The sequence below is a fragment of the Stenotrophomonas sp. 109824_Sma genome, from assembly GCF_056480025.1.
Genome location: NZ_CM151078.1, coordinates 1140418 through 1155736, shown reverse-complemented (window position 1 = coordinate 1155736; position 15319 = coordinate 1140418). Strand labels below are relative to the sequence as shown.

General features: G+C 67.4%; 16 protein-coding genes. 11 read left to right on the top strand and 5 right to left on the bottom strand.

Translation table 11 applies throughout. The features are described 5' to 3' along the window. Positions 1 to 76: 76 nt before the first annotated feature. The gene (locus tag ACZK1G_RS05425) at positions 77 to 2671 is read right to left on the bottom strand and encodes a bifunctional aspartate kinase/diaminopimelate decarboxylase (RefSeq protein WP_049447218.1); all 2595 of its coding nucleotides are present in this window, start codon (positions 2669 to 2671) and stop codon (positions 77 to 79) included. 75 nt (positions 2672 to 2746) lie between these two features. Between ACZK1G_RS05425 and ACZK1G_RS05420 the strand changes: the two genes are divergently transcribed. Next, entirely contained in the window at positions 2747 to 3619 is an 873-nt protein-coding gene (locus tag ACZK1G_RS05420) for a PhzF family phenazine biosynthesis protein (RefSeq protein WP_101765073.1), read from the top strand. A gap of 131 nt (positions 3620 to 3750) precedes the next feature. Next, positions 3751 to 4629, top strand: a complete 879-nt coding sequence (locus tag ACZK1G_RS05415) for a PhzF family phenazine biosynthesis protein (protein WP_101765072.1) — start codon at positions 3751 to 3753, stop codon at positions 4627 to 4629. A gap of 104 nt (positions 4630 to 4733) precedes the next feature. Here ACZK1G_RS05415 and ACZK1G_RS05410 read toward each other — a convergent pair whose 3' ends face one another. Continuing rightward, the gene (locus tag ACZK1G_RS05410; RefSeq protein ID WP_014646276.1) at positions 4734 to 5165 is read right to left on the bottom strand and encodes an OsmC family protein; all 432 of its coding nucleotides are present in this window, start codon (positions 5163 to 5165) and stop codon (positions 4734 to 4736) included. Between the two features lie 371 nt (positions 5166 to 5536). Here ACZK1G_RS05410 and ACZK1G_RS05405 point away from each other — a divergent pair, with 371 nt between their 5' ends. From ACZK1G_RS05405 to ACZK1G_RS05390, 4 genes are all read left to right on the top strand, one after another. Next, on the top strand, positions 5537 to 5935 hold the full coding sequence (locus ACZK1G_RS05405; protein WP_010483539.1) for an HU family DNA-binding protein: 399 nt from the start codon (positions 5537 to 5539) through the stop codon (positions 5933 to 5935). Positions 5936 to 6189: 254 nt separating this feature from the next. After that, positions 6190 to 6498: a DUF3861 family protein gene (locus ACZK1G_RS05400; RefSeq protein ID WP_049447224.1), complete on the top strand. Its 309-nt coding sequence runs from the start codon at positions 6190 to 6192 to the stop codon at positions 6496 to 6498. A 56-nt stretch (positions 6499 to 6554) separates the two neighbouring features. Then, the gene (locus ACZK1G_RS05395; protein WP_101765071.1) at positions 6555 to 7094 is read left to right on the top strand and encodes a hypothetical protein; all 540 of its coding nucleotides are present in this window, start codon (positions 6555 to 6557) and stop codon (positions 7092 to 7094) included. A gap of 82 nt (positions 7095 to 7176) precedes the next feature. Then, positions 7177 to 7773, top strand: a complete 597-nt coding sequence (locus ACZK1G_RS05390; protein WP_101765070.1) for a YceB family lipoprotein — start codon at positions 7177 to 7179, stop codon at positions 7771 to 7773. Between the two features lie 38 nt (positions 7774 to 7811). Here the strand turns inward: ACZK1G_RS05390 and ACZK1G_RS05385 are convergent, their stop codons facing one another. Together ACZK1G_RS05385 and ACZK1G_RS05380 are read right to left on the bottom strand one after the other, a co-directional pair. After that, a complete protein-coding gene (locus ACZK1G_RS05385) occupies positions 7812 to 8354 on the bottom strand; it encodes a type 1 glutamine amidotransferase domain-containing protein (RefSeq protein WP_014036281.1) in 543 nt (180 codons plus the stop codon). 130 nt (positions 8355 to 8484) lie between these two features. Continuing rightward, positions 8485 to 8952, bottom strand: a complete 468-nt coding sequence (locus ACZK1G_RS05380) for an SET domain-containing protein (protein ID WP_049447248.1) — start codon at positions 8950 to 8952, stop codon at positions 8485 to 8487. 209 nt (positions 8953 to 9161) lie between these two features. Between ACZK1G_RS05380 and ACZK1G_RS05375 the strand changes: the two genes are divergently transcribed. The 5 genes from ACZK1G_RS05375 to ACZK1G_RS05355 all read left to right on the top strand — a co-directional run bounded on the left by ACZK1G_RS05375 (position 9162) and on the right by ACZK1G_RS05355 (position 14464). Beyond that, positions 9162 to 9617 (top strand): SUF system Fe-S cluster assembly regulator, encoded by a 456-nt coding sequence (locus ACZK1G_RS05375; RefSeq protein WP_005408436.1) that lies wholly within the window; start codon positions 9162 to 9164, stop codon positions 9615 to 9617. A 17-nt stretch (positions 9618 to 9634) separates the two neighbouring features. Continuing rightward, positions 9635 to 11110, top strand: a complete 1476-nt coding sequence (sufB, locus tag ACZK1G_RS05370; protein ID WP_049447231.1) for a Fe-S cluster assembly protein SufB — start codon at positions 9635 to 9637, stop codon at positions 11108 to 11110. A gap of 74 nt (positions 11111 to 11184) precedes the next feature. Beyond that, positions 11185 to 11949: a Fe-S cluster assembly ATPase SufC gene (gene sufC, locus ACZK1G_RS05365; protein WP_101765069.1), complete on the top strand. Its 765-nt coding sequence runs from the start codon at positions 11185 to 11187 to the stop codon at positions 11947 to 11949. Then, positions 11949 to 13211, top strand: a complete 1263-nt coding sequence (sufD, locus tag ACZK1G_RS05360) for a Fe-S cluster assembly protein SufD (protein ID WP_101765068.1) — start codon at positions 11949 to 11951, stop codon at positions 13209 to 13211. Before sufC ends, sufD begins: the two co-directional genes overlap by 1 nt. Continuing rightward, on the top strand, positions 13208 to 14464 hold the full coding sequence (locus tag ACZK1G_RS05355; RefSeq protein WP_049447235.1) for a cysteine desulfurase: 1257 nt from the start codon (positions 13208 to 13210) through the stop codon (positions 14462 to 14464). Before sufD ends, ACZK1G_RS05355 begins: the two co-directional genes overlap by 4 nt. A 15-nt stretch (positions 14465 to 14479) precedes the next feature. On the opposite strand, the gene ACZK1G_RS05350 is transcribed toward ACZK1G_RS05355, so the two are convergent. After that, the gene (locus ACZK1G_RS05350) at positions 14480 to 15130 is read right to left on the bottom strand and encodes a transposase (RefSeq protein ID WP_094002071.1); all 651 of its coding nucleotides are present in this window, start codon (positions 15128 to 15130) and stop codon (positions 14480 to 14482) included. Positions 15131 to 15319 lie beyond the last annotated feature (189 nt).

Genomic DNA, 15319 nt, shown 5'->3' with positions numbered 1-15319 from the left:
GGTGTATCCGGTCAGGCACGGGCCCGCGCGATGGCGCGGGGCGTGTCGGTGGGCGGGTGCAGGGCGCGCGCGGTGGTCATTCGATCACGTCTTCGCGCGGCAGCATCCGCTGGTTGTAGGTATTGGCCATCGAATAGCCGTAGGCGCCGGCGTCGGCGATCAGCATCACATCGTCCGGCGCGGTCGACACCGGCAGCTTGCGGCGCTTGCCGAACACATCGCTGGATTCGCAGATCGGGCCGACCACGTCGAACGCGGCTTCGGCATAGCCGCCCTGGCGGCTGAGATTCTCGATGTCGTGCCAGGCGTCGTACAGGGCCGGCCGCATCAGTGCGTTCATGCCAGCATCCAGGCCAACACGGCGCACGCCATCCTTCTCCACCACTTGGGTGACATGGGTCAGCAGCACGCCGGACTCGGCCACCAGGTAGCGGCCCGGCTCGATCGCCAGCCGGAACGCCGGATGCAGCGCCTTGACCTCGGCCAGGCCCTCGGCCCAGGCGTCCAGGTCGAACGGCTCGTCTTCGTCGCTGTACGGAATCGGCAGGCCACCGCCAATATCGATGGTGTGCACGCTGCCGATGCGGCGGGCGAAGCCGGCCAGCTCATCGCACATCAGGCGCCAGTGCTGCGCGGTTTCCACGCCGCTGCCCAGGTGCGCATGCAGGCCGACCACGCGGCTGCCCAGATCGGTGGCCGCGCGCACGAACTCATCGACGCGGGCGATCGGCAGGCCGAACTTGGAGTCCTTGCCGCCGGTACGGACCTTGGCATGGTGGCCTTCGCCACGGCCCAGATCCACGCGCAGCCACAGCTCGCGGTTGCGGAACAGGTCCGGCCAACGCTGCAGTGCTTCGACATTGTCGACGGTAACGGTCACGCCCAGCGCGAACGCGGCTTCGTACTCGCTGCGCGGGCAGAAGCTGGGGGTGAACAGCACGCGCTTGGGCGACAGTTCCGGCAGGTGCTGGAACACATGCTTCAGCTCGCCGTGCGAGACGCACTCCAGGCCGAAGCCCTCGGCTTCCAGCAGCTGCAGGATGGCCGGGTGGCTGTTGGCCTTGATCGCGTAGTAACGCTGATCGATCGGCTTGATCGCTGCCAGCGCGCGGGCACGGGCGCGCACGGTCGGCAGGTGGTAGACGTAGCGCGGCGTACCGGCGTCGGCCAGCTGCAGCAGGTGCGCACGCTGGCCCCGCCACCACGGCGTGCCACGCGGGCGCACGGTGCCGGCGATCTCGCGCCAGCGCGGGCCGAACACTTCGGTTTCTTCCACCGGCATCGCACCGCTGTCGATCAGCTCGGCGTGCAGGATCGGCAGCAGGCCATCGGCATCGGCTTCGTCGATGACGAAGGTCAGGTTCAGGTCGTTGGACGACTGCGAGATCATGTGCACGCGCTCGCGGCCGAAGGTGGCCCACACGTCCGACAGCTTGTGCAGCAGCGAACGCATGCCACGGCCAACCAGGGTGATCGCCGCGCACGGCACGATCACCTTCACCTTGCAGATCTGCGACAGGTCGGCCGACAGCGCGGCCAGCACATCGGTGTTGACCAGGTTCTCGGACGGATCCAGCGACACGGTGACGTTGGTTTCGGCCGAACCGATCAGGTCGACCGACAGGCCATGCTTCTTGAACAGGTTGAACACATCGGCCAGGAAGCCGACCTGCTGCCACATGCCGATGCCTTCCATCGACACCAGCACGATGCCGTTGCGGCGGCTGATCGCCTTTACGCCCGGTACCGGTGCAGCACTGCCGTCGATGCTGGTGCCCGGCAGTTCCGGGCGCTCGGTATCGAGGATGGCCATCGGCACGCCGGCATCGCGGCACGGCTTGATCGAGCGCGGGTGCAGCACCTTGGCGCCGGTGGTGGCGATTTCCTGCGCCTCGTAATAGTCCAGGCGGGTCAGCAGGCGCGCGTCCGGCACATCCTTCGGGTTGGCACTGAACATGCCCGGCACGTCGGTCCAGATCTCCACGCGGCTGGCGCCGAGCAGCGCGCCGAAGTACGCCGCCGAGGTATCCGAGCCACCACGGCCGAGGATGGCGGTACCGCCATCGGCATGCCGCGAGATGAAACCCTGGGTGATCAGCAGGCGGGTCGGCTGCGCGCGGAAGCGCTGCATCCACTCCGCATCGGCACGCCACTGGCAGTTCACCGACAGGCGCTGCGACCAGTCGCTCTGGTTCGGCTGCGGCGGCATCGCGTCCAGCCACTGGCGGGCATCCATCCAGCCCATGTCCAGGCCCGAAGCGTGCAGATAGGCCGCGCCCAGCGTGGACGACAACAGCTCGCCCTGGCCCAGCACTTCGGCCTGCCACTGCAGCGGACGGGTGGCCGCACGCGGGTCGTCGAGCAGGCCCTGCAGCGCCGCCAGGCGCTCGGCCAGTACTTCGCGGCCCAGGCCCAGTTCGACCAGGAAGCCTTCATGGCGTTCGACCAGCGCGGCCACGCGATCACGGCTGTCCGGCGCGCCATCGGCGATCGCGGTCAGTTCGTTGGTGACCCCGGACAGCGCCGACACCACCACCAGCACGCGCGAGCCGGTCTCTTCCGCGCGTTTTTTCGCCAGCTTCCCGATCGTGTCCCAGCGGTGACGACGCGACACCGAAGTGCCGCCGAACTTCAGTACGATCCAACGATCGACAAGGGGGGAAGCTGACATGGATTGGCTATGTAGAATGTGGGGAAGCCGCCCCTGGGGGCGGAACCTTTGATTCTAAGCGCAATATCCCCGTAGATGGCCGTCCTTCGTTACCTGCAGCTCGATGTCTTCGCCCCCCGCCCCGGCACCGGCAACCCACTGGGCGCCCTCCTGGATGCCGACGACCTCTCCGGCGAGCAGATGCAGGCCCTGGCCGCCTGGCTGAACCTGTCCGAGACGGTGTTCTTCCTGCGCCCCAGCGCGCCCGGCGCCGACTACCACATCCGCATCTTCACCCCGACCCGCGAGCTGGCCTTCGCCGGCCACCCCAGTGTCGGCGCGGCCTGGGCGGCGGTGAGCTGCGGCCTGGCCCAGCCGCGCGACGGCGCCCTGCTGCAGCAATGCGCGGCGGGAGTGCTGCCGGTGCGGGTGGGCGGCCCGGCCGAGGCGCTGGAGATCCAGCTGGCCAGCCCACCGGCCCGGCAACTGGACACAGCCGCGGACGGAGCGCCCGAAGCACTGCTGGCCCTCGCCGCCAACGGGCACGTGCCCGAACTCTGGGACAACGGCGCACGCTGGTGGCTGCTGCCGCTGCGCGACGCCGCCGCCGTGCGCAACCTGGCGCCGGACATGGCCGCGCTGGCCGACTGGAGCCTTGCCAGCGATGCCACCGGCGTGGCCGTATTCGCCGACGAGGCCGGCAGCGACCACACCCGTGTGGTGCGCGCCTTCTGCCCCGCCGATGCGGCCAGCGTGCCGGAAGATCCGGTCACCGGCAGTGCCAATGCCCTGATCGGTGCTTGGCTGCGGCAGCGCAACGCCCTGCCCGGCCGCGAGGGCCACTACGTGGCCAGCCAGGGCCGCGAAGTCGGCCGCGATGGCCGCGTGCAGGTGCAGGTCGACGCGCAGGGCACGGTCTGGATCGGCGGCCAGGTGCAGCCGGTCATCGACGGCCACATCCGCTGGTAGCGCACGGAAAAAAGGGGACGGAGGGAATTAAGTCGCTTATGGCACATGGGGCACAAGCGACTTAATTCCCTCCGTCCCCTTTTTTGTGCCCCGCGCTACGCTATGCCGCCTGTTTACTGGAGTCCTGCCTGATGCCCACCCGCCGTTTCCTGCAGCTGGATGTGTTCTCCCCGCGCGCCGGCGCAGGCAATCCGCTGGCCGTGGTGCTTGATGCCGAAGGCCTGGACGATGCCAGCATGCAGGCCATTGCGCGCTGGACGCGCCTGCCCGAGACCACTTTCGTGTTCCCGCCGCAGGTCGCAGGCGCCAGCTACCGGCTGCGCATGTTCAGCCCGCAGAAGGAGGTTCCGTTTGCAGGCCATCCCAGCGTCGGCACTGCACATGCGGTGCTGCAGGCCGGCCTGGCCGCGCCGGTCGATGGCGTGCTGGTGCAGGATGGCATCGCCGGTGCGCTGCCGCTGCGCGTCAGCGGTGAGGGCGCGCAGCAGCGCATCGCCATCCGCACCCCGCGCGCGCAGCTGGCCGAGACCGTCGAGGCCACCGATCCGCGCCTGCAGGCGGCACTGAGGGATTGGCCGCTGGGCTCGCTGCCGCCGGCACGCATGCAGGGCGGGCGCAGCTGGTGGGTGGTGCAGGTGGCCGATGAAGCGGCACTGCGCGCCCTGCGTCCGGACTGGGACGCGGTGGCCGCGCTGGCCGAGTCCACAGACAGCATGGGCGTGTTTGCCTACGCCTCCAGCGGCGGCAGCGAGGGCTTCGATCTGGCGGTGCGCGCCTTTGTCGGCAATGGCCGCCGCTTCGAGGACGCCGCCTCGGGTGCCGCCAATGCGGTGCTGGCCGCATGGCTGGACCTGCGCGACGCCCTGCCCCGAGGCCGTGCACCGTTCGAAGTCAGCCAGGGCCGCGAAGTCGGCCACGACGCGCGCCTGACCCTGCGGGTCGATGAAGACGGCGAGGTCTGGTCGGGCGGCCAGGTGCAGACGGTGATCAGCGGCACCATCGATTGGTGATCCGCAAGCTGCTGTAGAGCCGAGCCCACGCTCGGCTGCTTTACGGTCAGATCATTGCAGTTGCGTGAGCCGAGCGTGGGCTCGGCTCTACAGGTAGCGGCCGCTCAGCCCAGTTCGGCTTCCAGGCTGATCGGCACCGCGCTCAGCGCCTTGGAGACCGGGCAGTTCTGCTTGGCGTCATCGGCAATGGCACGGAACTGTGCGGCGTCGATGCCCGGCACCACGGCCTTCACCTTCAGCCGGATCTGCGACAGCTGCGGGCCGCCCTCCAGGGACAGATCGACCTTGGCCTCGGTATCCAGCGAGGTCGGGGTGAAGCCGGCCTCACCAAGCTTGGCCGACAGCGCCATGGTGAAACAGCCGGCGTGCGCGGCAGCGATCAGCTCCTCCGGATTGGTGCCTTTCTCGTCGCCGAAGCGGCTGTTGAATCCGTAGCGGGTCTTGTCCAGCAGCCCGCTCTGCGGCGTGCTCAACTGTCCCTTGCCCGACTTCAGATCGCCTTCCCAGTGCGCGGTGGCGTGTCGCGAGATTCCCATGTGCTGCTCCTGCGTGGCGGTGATGAACGGTCACCCTCGCACGGGACGCGTTAGCCCTGCGTCGCTCCGCCGCATGCCGCGCGTCCGCCGGAAACCGGACAACTGGTCACTTCTTCGCCAGGCCGGCACGCATTTTCCCCTTATTTTCAGTGGTTTCGCGCATTCCACCGATGGGCCGGCGCCGGCCATCGCGTGCGCTGCCACACCCCCTTTCCCCACTACCGGCCATGTACTGAATCGGCCTGGATATGAAAAAACATGCACTTTCCGCGCTTCGGGCTATTGGCGGCGCCCGAGAGTTGCCCTACATTGCGCTTGCCGACGGGGTTCGGCGCCGACCAAACAACCAACCGTTCACGGAACAGGAAACCATGGCAAAGACCGCTAAGAAGGCTGCCCCGAAGAAGGCAGTGAAGAAAGTCGCGACGAAGGCAGCCGCCAAGCCGGCCGCTCCGAAGCCGATCAAGGAAGTGCTGACCAAGTCCGGCCTGGTTGCACACATCGCTGAAGCCTCCGGCGTCATCGCCAAGGACGTCCGCGCTGTGCTGGCCTCGCTGGAAAGCGCCGTCGCCTCCTCGGTGCACAAGAAGGGCGCTGGCTCGTTCACCCTGCCGGGCCTGCTGAAGATCACCACCGTCAATGTGCCGGCCAAGCCGAAGCGCAAGGGCATCAACCCGTTCACCAAGGAAGAGCAGTGGTTCGCTGCCAAGCCGGCCACCACCAAGCTAAAGGTGCGTCCGCTGAAGAAGCTGAAGGACGCCGCGCTGTAAGCGCGCGCCCCAACGCGGATTCCGACGGGACGGCTCTGGCCGTCCCGTTTTTTTGTACGGACCACACCCCCGCAACACAGCGTTGCCGCAGCTCCGGATATCCCCGTACAGGCCCGCCGCCATTGGCTGCCGGCGCTCCGCAAAGGGCGCGGAACGTACCGGGTGGAACACTGCGTGCAGCGCCGGCCGTCGCCGCAGGCCGTGGCCTTGCCTATGGTGGGCACATCCTCCACAGCTACGGCGAGCACACCCTCATGGCCAGCCCCTCCACCCGCTACCGGATCTCGGTGACCCCGATTGAAAAGGACGGGCTGCAGTGCACCGGGCGCTGCACCATCGAACTGGAACACCGCGCCAGCCGCGACCTGATGCGCCTGCTGGAGGCGGCCCCGCGTACCGCCGGCATCAGTGGCGACGAGCGGGCGACCCTGGTGATCGCCGCCCAGCTGCTGCGCGACATCGTGCAGCGCCACGCCGAGACCGACGGCCACGCACTGGCCGCCATCGCCGTCCAGGTGCTGCCTGCACTGGACGCGCTGGAGCAGCTGCCCTCCTCCCGCTGACACCGGCGCAACCGCTACACTGCCGCCCTCCAGATTGCCTCGGGGAGGAGGCAGGCATGCGCAGGATCCTGTTCCTGATCGCACCACTGGTGCTGCTGGGCTGTTCGCGTCCGGCGGCACAGACGACTGAGGGTATCGCGGCAGCGTCCGCTCCCGTCGCCGCCACCGCAGCAGCGGACACCGGCACCGGCCCCGATCCCGCAGCACTGCAGGCGAGCGACGTGCCGCTGCTGTCCGCCGTCGCCGACGATGCCGAGCCACCCTCGACGATGCTCAACCGCTACGTGGCGGCACTGCTCAACCACGACCGCGCCGCCAGCGACGCCGCCTGGGCGATCCCGCCCGGCGACCCACGGCATGCCGACGACGCCGCGATGCGGCAGCTGCAGGACCTGCGCACCCTGCGCCTGCACAGCGATACCCCGATCGCCCGCGACGAGCGGCAGCCACCGCAGCTGCTTGAGGTGCCGGTGCAGATCCGCGCAGTCACCGCCAACGGCACGTTCCGCTTCGGCGGCTGGTACCGCGTGCAGCCCAGCAGCAATGGCAGCGGCTGGCAGATCCAGTCGGCACAACTGCGTCCAACGCTGGACTGAACCGTTGCAGCGGCATGCACGCGCGATTCAGCCTGCGCGGCTACTCTTTGATCCATCCATTTGCTTCCCACCGGTCACCGCCATGCGCCTGCGTTCCCTGATGACCCGCCTCGCGGCCTCCACCGTGCTGATCGCCGCTGCGATCGGTGCACAGGCGGCTCCCTCCATCTCCGGCCGCGAACTGTCGGTGGGGGCCAGCGACGTGCAGCAGTACCTCGATGGCAGCTTCCCGCGCACCCAGGACGCCCTTGGCGGCCTGATCGCCCTGACCATGAGCCATCCGCAGCTGAGCCTTCCGGCCGGCGAACGCTTGAACCTGGGCATGGACGTCGCGCTGGCCACCGCCGGCGGCAACCCGGCCAGACTGGGCACGGTGAAGCTCAGCAGCGGCCTGCGCTACGACGCGCAGACCCAGGGCTTCCACCTGCAGCAGCCGAGCGTGGATGAGTTCACCCCGGCCAACCAGGGCGGCCGCCTCGACTCGCGCACCCGTGGCCTGCTCAATGCATGGCTGAGCGACTACGCCCAGCGCGAACCGATCTACAAGCTGGACCCAGCCGTGGCCGGGGTGCTCGGCGCCCTGCAGGTGCAGTCGGCACAGGTGAAGAACGGCAAGCTGGTGGTCACCTTCAACCAGAACCTGGGCAACCTGGTGCCGGCAGGCATGCTGGGCAAATAAGGTAGTGCCGGCCGCTGGCCGGCACTATCGGCAGAACATCACGCGGCCAGTGCTTTGACCACCGCCTCACTGAAGGCTGGGATGTCGTCCGGCTTGCGGCTGGTAATCAGGTTGCCATCGACCACGACCTCGGTGTCGCGCCATTTGCCACCTGCGTTGGACAGATCCTGCTGCAGGGACGGCCAGGACGTGACCTCGCGTCCCTCAGCCAGGCCGCTGTTGATCAGCAGCCACGGGCCATGACAGATCGCCGCCACAGGCTTGCCGGCTTCATCCACTGAACGGATGAAGGCCAGTACGGCATCATCGGTGCGCAGCGTGTCCGGATTGATGACCCCTCCGGGTAGAACCACGGCATCGAAGCGTGCAGGATCCGCCTCATCCAACGGAATATCCACCGCGACGGCGTCGCCCCAGTTCTTCTCCTTCCAACCCTTGATCGTCGCTTCCTTTGCGGGCGAGACCACGCTGACGCGCGCCCCCTCCGCTTCCAGCAAACGCTTGGGCTCGGTCAGCTCGGACTGTTCGAAGCCGTGGGTGGCAAGGATGGCAATCTGCTTGCCCTTCAATCGCTCTGCCATGGATGCACTCCGGTTTGGGGGAGCCCACAGAATGGAAGACCCCCCCTTGCGCGGCGGTGACCCTGTCGTGCACGGCAGGTGGAGAGCCTCCACGTAGTGCCGGCCAGCGGCCGGCACTACCCGCTGCGGGTCAGCGCTTGGGCTGCAGCATCGTGCCGGTGCACTTGGGCGAGCCGCAACGGCACTCCCAGATCTTCTTCAGCTTGGCCGTGTGGCGCTCGGCCAGGGTGATGCCGTAGTTGTAGGTCAGCTCCTCGCCGGCCTTGATATCGCGCAGTGCCTCGATGAACACCTTGTCGCCCCGGCTGTCGCCGTCCTCGTCTTCCTCGATCACCGCCTCGCAGTTCGGGTCGCAGCTGTGGTTGATCCAGCGCGCGTCGTTGCCCTTGTAGTTGGCATCGATCACCCAGTCATCGTTGAGGGTGAACAGGAAGGTATGGCCGCTTTCGACGTCGCCGCTGTCATCGGCATCGACATCGCCGTGGCTGCGCAGCAGGCCCTTGTACTGGATCACGCGCTCGCCCTGCTCGATCGGGGCCACGGCGAACACGCCGTTGCCATGGATGGCGGACTTGCGGGCTTGGATCTTCTTCGGCATCGGCACGGGCTGTTTGCAGCGGATGGAACGGGGATTCTCGCCCATTCCGGGTGATTGCGAAAATCACCCCGTTGGCGCAGCATTGCGCCCTGGCAACGGCCCCGGTGTGTCGTCCCGGCCCGGCCCCAGCGCCGGCTGAATGCCCGGGTTGGATGGCGGCGAATAAAAGCGTACAATTTCAGTCCGCTTTAAGAACCACTCGCATCCCCATGTTGCGCGTCACCAAACTCACCGATTACGCCACCGTCGTGCTGACCGTGCTCGCCGCCCGTCCGGGCGAAGTGCTGAGCGCGACAGAGCTGGCCGAATTCACCGGTCTGGAGCCGCCCACCGTCAGCAAGGTGCTCAAGCCGCTGGCCCAGGCCGGCCTGGTCGAAGGCCTGCGCGGCGTCCGTGGCGGCTACCGGCTGACCCGCCCGGCCATCGAGATCTCGCTGTTCGAAGTGGTCGAAGCGATGGAAGGGCCACTGGCCCTGACCGAATGCAGCCACGACCACCATCAGTGCGGCATGGCGCCCAAGTGCGGCGCGCGCAGCAGCTGGCGGCTGATCAACGACGTGGTCTCCGAGGCCCTGCGCGATGTCACCCTCGCCCAGATCCTGCCCCCTCTCCCCCTTGCCGATGACGAACAGCGCCGCACCATCGCTGTCGACGTCGTCTCCTGATCCGTAGGCAGCCCCCCATGGCCACCGAAACCATCGAAAACGTCGCCCACGACGACACCCCCAACCGCGAGATCCACGAGCAGCTCGGCCGCAAGTATTCGGCCGGCTTCATCACCGAGATCGAATCGGACTCCCTGCCGCCGGGCCTGGACGAGGACACCATCCGTGCCCTGTCGGCCAAGAAGGAAGAGCCGGAGTGGATGACGCAGTGGCGCCTGGATGCCTACCGCCACTTCCTGACCATGCCGATGCCCGACTGGGCCAAGCTGGAGATCGCCCCGATCGACCTGCAGGCGCTCAGCTACTACTCCGCGCCGAAGGGCCCGAAGTACGCCTCGCTGGATGACGTGCCGAAGGAACTGCTCGACACCTACGACAAGCTGGGCGTGCCGCTGCACGAGCGCGCCAAGCTGGCCGGCGTGGCGGTGGATGCGGTGTTCGACTCGGTGTCCGTGGGCACCACCTTCCGCAAGGAACTGGCCGAGAAGGGCGTGATCTTCTGCTCGATGTCCGAGGCCATCAAGGAACACCCGGAGCTGGTCCGCCAGTACCTGGGCACCGTGGTGCCGGTCGGCGACAACTACTTCGCCGCGCTCAACTCGGCGGTGTTCTCCGATGGCAGCTTCGTGTTCATTCCCAAGGGCGTGCGCTGCCCGATGGAACTGAGCACCTATTTCCGCATCAACGCCGGCCACACCGGCCAGTTCGAGCGCACCCTGATCGTGTGCGAGGACAAGGCCTACGTCTCCTACCTGGAAGGCTGCACCGCGCCGATGCGCGATGAGAACCAGCTGCACGCCGCGGTGGTCGAGCTGGTCGCGCTGGAAGATGCGGAGATCAAGTACTCCACGGTGCAGAACTGGTATCCGGGCGACGAGAACGGCGTCGGCGGCATCTACAACTTCGTCACCAAGCGTGCCGAATGCCGTGGCGCGCGCAGCAAGGTCACCTGGACCCAGGTCGAGACCGGCTCGGCGATCACCTGGAAGTACCCCTCCTGTGTGCTGCTGGGCGACGACTCGGTGGGTGAATTCCACTCCGTCGCGCTGACCCATCACCGCCAGCAGGCCGACACCGGCACCAAGATGATCCACGTCGGCAAGCGCACCAAGAGCAAGATCGTCAGCAAGGGCATCAGCGCCGGCCGCGGCCAGAACACCTACCGCGGCCTGGTCAAGGTCGACCGCAACGCCGACGGCGCGCGCAACTACACCCAGTGCGATTCGCTGCTGATCGGCAAGCAGTGCGGCGCGCACACCTTTCCCTACATCGAGGTGAAAAACCCGGGCGCCACCGTCGAGCACGAGGCGACCACTTCCAAGATCTCCGATGACCAGCTGTTCTACTGCCGCGCCCGTGGCATCAGCCAGGAAGACGCGGTGTCGCTGATCGTCGATGGCTTCTGCAAGCAGGTGTTCCGCGAACTGCCGATGGAGTTCGCGGTGGAAGCCAAGAAGCTGCTGGAAGTCTCGCTGGAAGGTTCGGTGGGCTGACCGCCCGCCCCTGCCCCTCGCAAACGCATTCTCTTTACCGGCGGGCCCTGGCCCGCCCCACGGAAACCCCCACCATGCTGAAGATCGAAAACCTCCACGCCCGCATCGGCGACAAGGAAATCCTCAAGGGCCTGTCGCTGGATGTGAAGCCCGGCCAGGTGCACGCCATCATGGGCCCGAACGGCGCCGGCAAGTCCACCCTGGGCAATGTCCTGGCCGGCCGCGACGGCTACGAAGTGACCGAAGGCAGCGTGCAGTTCGACGGCGTCGACCTGCTGGAGCGGGACCCGGAAGCGCGTGCCGCCGCCGGCCTGTTCCTGGCGTTCCAGTACCCGGTGGAGATCCCGGGCGTGAACAACACCTACTTCCTGCGCGCCGCGCTGAACGCACAGCGCAAGGCACGCGGTGAGGAGGAACTCGATTCCATGCAGTTCCTCAAGCTGGTGCGCCAGAAGCTGGCCGTGCTGCACCTGAAGGACGAACTGCTGCACCGTGGCGTCAACGAAGGCTTCTCCGGTGGCGAGAAGAAGCGCAACGAGATCTTCCAGCTGGCCGTGCTGGAGCCGAAGCTGGCGATCCTGGACGAGACCGACTCGGGCCTGGACATCGACGCACTGAAGAGCGTGGCCGACGGCGTCAACGCACTGCGTGGCGCCGACCGCTCGTTCCTGGTCATCACCCACTACCAGCGCCTGCTGGACTACATCAAGCCGGACGTGGTGCACGTGCTGGCCGATGGCCGCATCGTCAAGAGCGGCGGCCCGGAACTGGCGCTGGAGCTGGAAGCACACGGCTACGATTTCCTGAAGGACCGGGTCGTGCCCGAGGCGGCGGTCTGATGAGCGCCCTGCTTGATTCGATGGCCCAGGCCTTCTGCGGCAGCGATGCGCGCCGCGAAGTGCTGGATGCGGCGCTGCGCGACGGCCTGCCGGCCGCCCGCAACGAAGCCTGGAAGTACACCTCGCTGCGCCAGCTGGAACGCCGTTCGTTCGCCGCGGCACCGTTGCAGGGCCCGGCGCTGGAAGCCGCGCTGCTGGAAGACATCCCGGCCCCGCGCCTGGTGTTCGTCAACGGCCGCCTGGATGCCGCGCTGAGCGACGTGCAGGCGCTGCCGGCCGGCGTGCAGCTGCAGCCGTTGTCGGCCGCACTGGCCGCCGGTGAAGACGCCGTGCGTTTCCTCGGCCGCCGCTACGAGCGCAGTGAAGAGGTCTTCGCCCGCCTCAACGCCGCACTGGCCGACGAAGGCGTGGTGCTGCGCGTGGACGAAGGCGTGCAGGTCGAAGCACCGCTGCAGCTGGTGTTCGCCAGTGTGGCTGGCGAGACCGACCTGGCCTGGCACCACCGCCACCTGATCGAACTGCGTGCCGGCGCCAGCCTCGGCGTGGTCGAGCACCGCTTCAGCGTGGGTGACTCCGCCCACCTGGACAACACCGTGCTGCATGCCCACGTCGCTCGTGATGCCGTGCTCAAGCACGCCCGCGTGCAGGCCGGCAGCGCGCGCCAGACCAGCTTCCTGCGCACCGACGCGGTGCTGGCCCGCGACGCGCAGTACCACCGCGTCGACCTGGAACTGGGTGCCGCGCTCAGCCGCCATGAACTGAACGTGCGCCTGGAAGGCGACAACGCCCAGCTGACTGCCAACGGCGTGCTGCTCGGCAATGGCCGCCGCCACGTCGAAACCCGCCTGGGCATCGACCATATCGCACGCGATACGAGTTGCGAACTGCTGTGGCGCGGCGTCGCCGCCAACCGCAGCCGCGTGGTGTTCCATGGTGGCATCCAGATCCGCGAAGGCGCCGACGGCACCGACGCGAACCTGTCCAACAAGAACCTGCTGCTGTCGGCCGATGCCGAGATCGACACCCAGCCGACGCTGGTGATCGACGCCGATGAAGTGAAGGCCGCGCACGGTGCGACCGTCGGCCAGCTCGATGCCAATGCGCTGTTCTACCTGCGCTCGCGCGGCCTGCCGCAGGCACAGGCGCAGGCACTGCTGAGCGCTGCGTTCTGCCATGAACCGCTGAAGATCCTGCCCGATGCGCTGCGTGCGCAACTGGCTCGCCGCCTGGACAAGGCCCTGGCCGAGGCGGGTGTGGCATGAACCTGTCCACGCCGCGCCCGATCGAAGAACGCACCGGCGCCCCCGACTGGGATCGCGTCCGCCTCGACTTCCCGCTGCTGATGCGTGAAGTGCACGGCAAGCCGCTGGTCTATTTCGACAACGCCAACACCGGCCAGAAGCCGGTGCAGGTGATCGGCGCGGTGGACGAGTTCTATCGTCGCTACAACGCCAACGTCAGCCGCGCGGTGCATGCACTGGGCAGCGAAGCCACCGATGCCTACGAAGGTGCGCGCAACAAGCTGGCGCACTTCCTCAACGTGCGCCCCGGCGACCTGGTGCTGTGCAGCGGTACCACCTTCGCCATCAACCTGGTGGCGTACTCATGGGCGCTGCCGCGACTGAAGGCCGGTGACGTGATCCTGATCACGCGCATGGAGCACCACGCCAACATCGTGCCGTGGCAGCTGGTCGCGCAGCGTACCGGCGCCACCATCCGCGTGGCCGAGATCACCCCCGATGGTGCGCTGGACCTGGATGCGCTGCGCGCGGCGATGACCCCGGAGGTCAAGCTGCTGGCGGTCACCCATGTCTCCAACGTGCTGGGCACGGTCAATCCGGTGCGCGAGATCTGCCGCGAAGCGCGCAAGCGCGGCATCATCACCGTGGTCGATGGCTCGCAGGCGGTACCGCACCGCAAGGTCGACGTGGCCGCGATCGGCTGCGATTTCTACGCCATCACCGGCCACAAGATGTGCGGGCCAACCGGTACCGGCGCACTGTGGGCCCGTCGCGAGCACCTGGACGCGATGCCGCCGTTCCTTGGTGGCGGCGAGATGATCAAGGAAGTCAGCTTCGACGGCACCGTGTTCAACGATGCCCCGCACAAGTTCGAAGCCGGCACCCCGAACATCGCCGGTTTCATCGGCCTGGGCGTGGCTGCCGACTACCTGCAGCAGCTTGGCCAGGAGAACGTGGAAGCGCGCGAAGCCGAACTGCTGGCGCACTTCACCGAAGAGCTGCGCCGCGTCGACGGCCTGCGCATCATCGGCGAAGCGCCGGAGAAGGCCGCCGTGGTCTCGTTCCTGATCGATGGCGCGCATGCCCATGACCTGGCGACCCTGCTCGACCTGGAAGGCGTGGCCGTGCGCTCGGGCCAGCACTGCGCGCACCCGCTGCTGCAGTACTTCGGCGTCGCCGCCACCTGCCGTGCCTCGCTGGCGTTCTACAACACGCACGCCGAGATCGAGCGCTTCATGACCGCGCTGGCCAAGGTACGCAAGCTGCTGGGGTAAGCCCGCAGACCGGGGTCAGATCCCTTTCGCCCCGCGAAAGGGCTCTGACCCCATCAACGTTGCCGCCATCCGCCGCTGCGATTGCACCGCCTTCCGAATCGAAGAGAGATCCTGCGCAGGGATACCCTGCTCGATGAACTCGGCGTAGCACCTGCGCCGCTCATCCACATCGGTGGCAATCAATTCAAAGGCTGGATGCGGCACGAGCAATGCGTTCACCCTGCCCTGTGCATTCGCGCGATAGCTCGACCAGCGATAGTCACCAGGATGCGCCACCTTCCCCGCCCGAACCGGGTTGAGCTCGATGTAGCGCTGGCAGGCCAGCAGATAGCGATCCGTATCCACCAGCGTGGAGTGGAAGCGCCCTTCCCATAACGTGCCGGTGCGGCCCTGCCGATCATTCACCCGACGCACGTAGGTCCGGCTCACGGCCTGCATCATCCGCGACAGCCCGCCGCAGACATCAGGCGTTGCCAGAAGATGGACGTGATTGTCCATCAGCACATAAGCGTGGACCCGGCAGTGCTGCTGGTCTGCGTGATGACACAGCAGACGCAGGTAGGCCACGCGGTCGTCATCCGTGAAGAACACGGGCTGGCGATTGTTGCCACGTTGAACGGCATGTTGCGGGTATCCGGGCGCATCGATCCTTCGGGGGCGTGGCATGAGCGTTTCCTGGGGCTGAGGGGTCAGAGCCCTTTGCTGCACAAAGGGATCTGACCCCGAGCATCTGCCGATTCCGCACCCGTGCCAGTCGGTCCATGGCCTGCCGTTGGGTCAGTAGACATCGGGGTCAGATCCCTATCGCTTTGCGAAAGGGATCTGACCCCGCCCCCATTTGCGCCCGCCCCCGCC

Coding starts and splice junctions, on each gene's coding strand:
- sufB (WP_049447231.1), top strand. CDS start 9,635: ATGGCCACCGAAACCATCGAAAACGTCGCCCACGACGACACCCCCAAC.
- sufD (WP_101765068.1), top strand. CDS start 11,949: ATGAGCGCCCTGCTTGATTCGATGGCCCAGGCCTTCTGCGGCAGCGAT.
- ACZK1G_RS05400 (WP_049447224.1), top strand. CDS start 6,190: ATGGCCAGCCCCTCCACCCGCTACCGGATCTCGGTGACCCCGATTGAA.
- ACZK1G_RS05405 (WP_010483539.1), top strand. CDS start 5,537: ATGGCAAAGACCGCTAAGAAGGCTGCCCCGAAGAAGGCAGTGAAGAAA.
- ACZK1G_RS05395 (WP_101765071.1), top strand. CDS start 6,555: ATGCGCAGGATCCTGTTCCTGATCGCACCACTGGTGCTGCTGGGCTGT.
- ACZK1G_RS05410 (WP_014646276.1), bottom strand. CDS start 5,165: ATGGGAATCTCGCGACACGCCACCGCGCACTGGGAAGGCGATCTGAAG.
- ACZK1G_RS05355 (WP_049447235.1), top strand. CDS start 13,208: ATGAACCTGTCCACGCCGCGCCCGATCGAAGAACGCACCGGCGCCCCC.
- ACZK1G_RS05385 (WP_014036281.1), bottom strand. CDS start 8,354: ATGGCAGAGCGATTGAAGGGCAAGCAGATTGCCATCCTTGCCACCCAC.
- ACZK1G_RS05350 (WP_094002071.1), bottom strand. CDS start 15,130: ATGCCACGCCCCCGAAGGATCGATGCGCCCGGATACCCGCAACATGCC.
- ACZK1G_RS05390 (WP_101765070.1), top strand. CDS start 7,177: ATGCGCCTGCGTTCCCTGATGACCCGCCTCGCGGCCTCCACCGTGCTG.
- ACZK1G_RS05375 (WP_005408436.1), top strand. CDS start 9,162: ATGTTGCGCGTCACCAAACTCACCGATTACGCCACCGTCGTGCTGACC.
- ACZK1G_RS05380 (WP_049447248.1), bottom strand. CDS start 8,952: ATGCCGAAGAAGATCCAAGCCCGCAAGTCCGCCATCCATGGCAACGGC.
- ACZK1G_RS05420 (WP_101765073.1), top strand. CDS start 2,747: ATGGCCGTCCTTCGTTACCTGCAGCTCGATGTCTTCGCCCCCCGCCCC.
- ACZK1G_RS05415 (WP_101765072.1), top strand. CDS start 3,751: ATGCCCACCCGCCGTTTCCTGCAGCTGGATGTGTTCTCCCCGCGCGCC.
- sufC (WP_101765069.1), top strand. CDS start 11,185: ATGCTGAAGATCGAAAACCTCCACGCCCGCATCGGCGACAAGGAAATC.
- ACZK1G_RS05425 (WP_049447218.1), bottom strand. CDS start 2,671: ATGTCAGCTTCCCCCCTTGTCGATCGTTGGATCGTACTGAAGTTCGGC.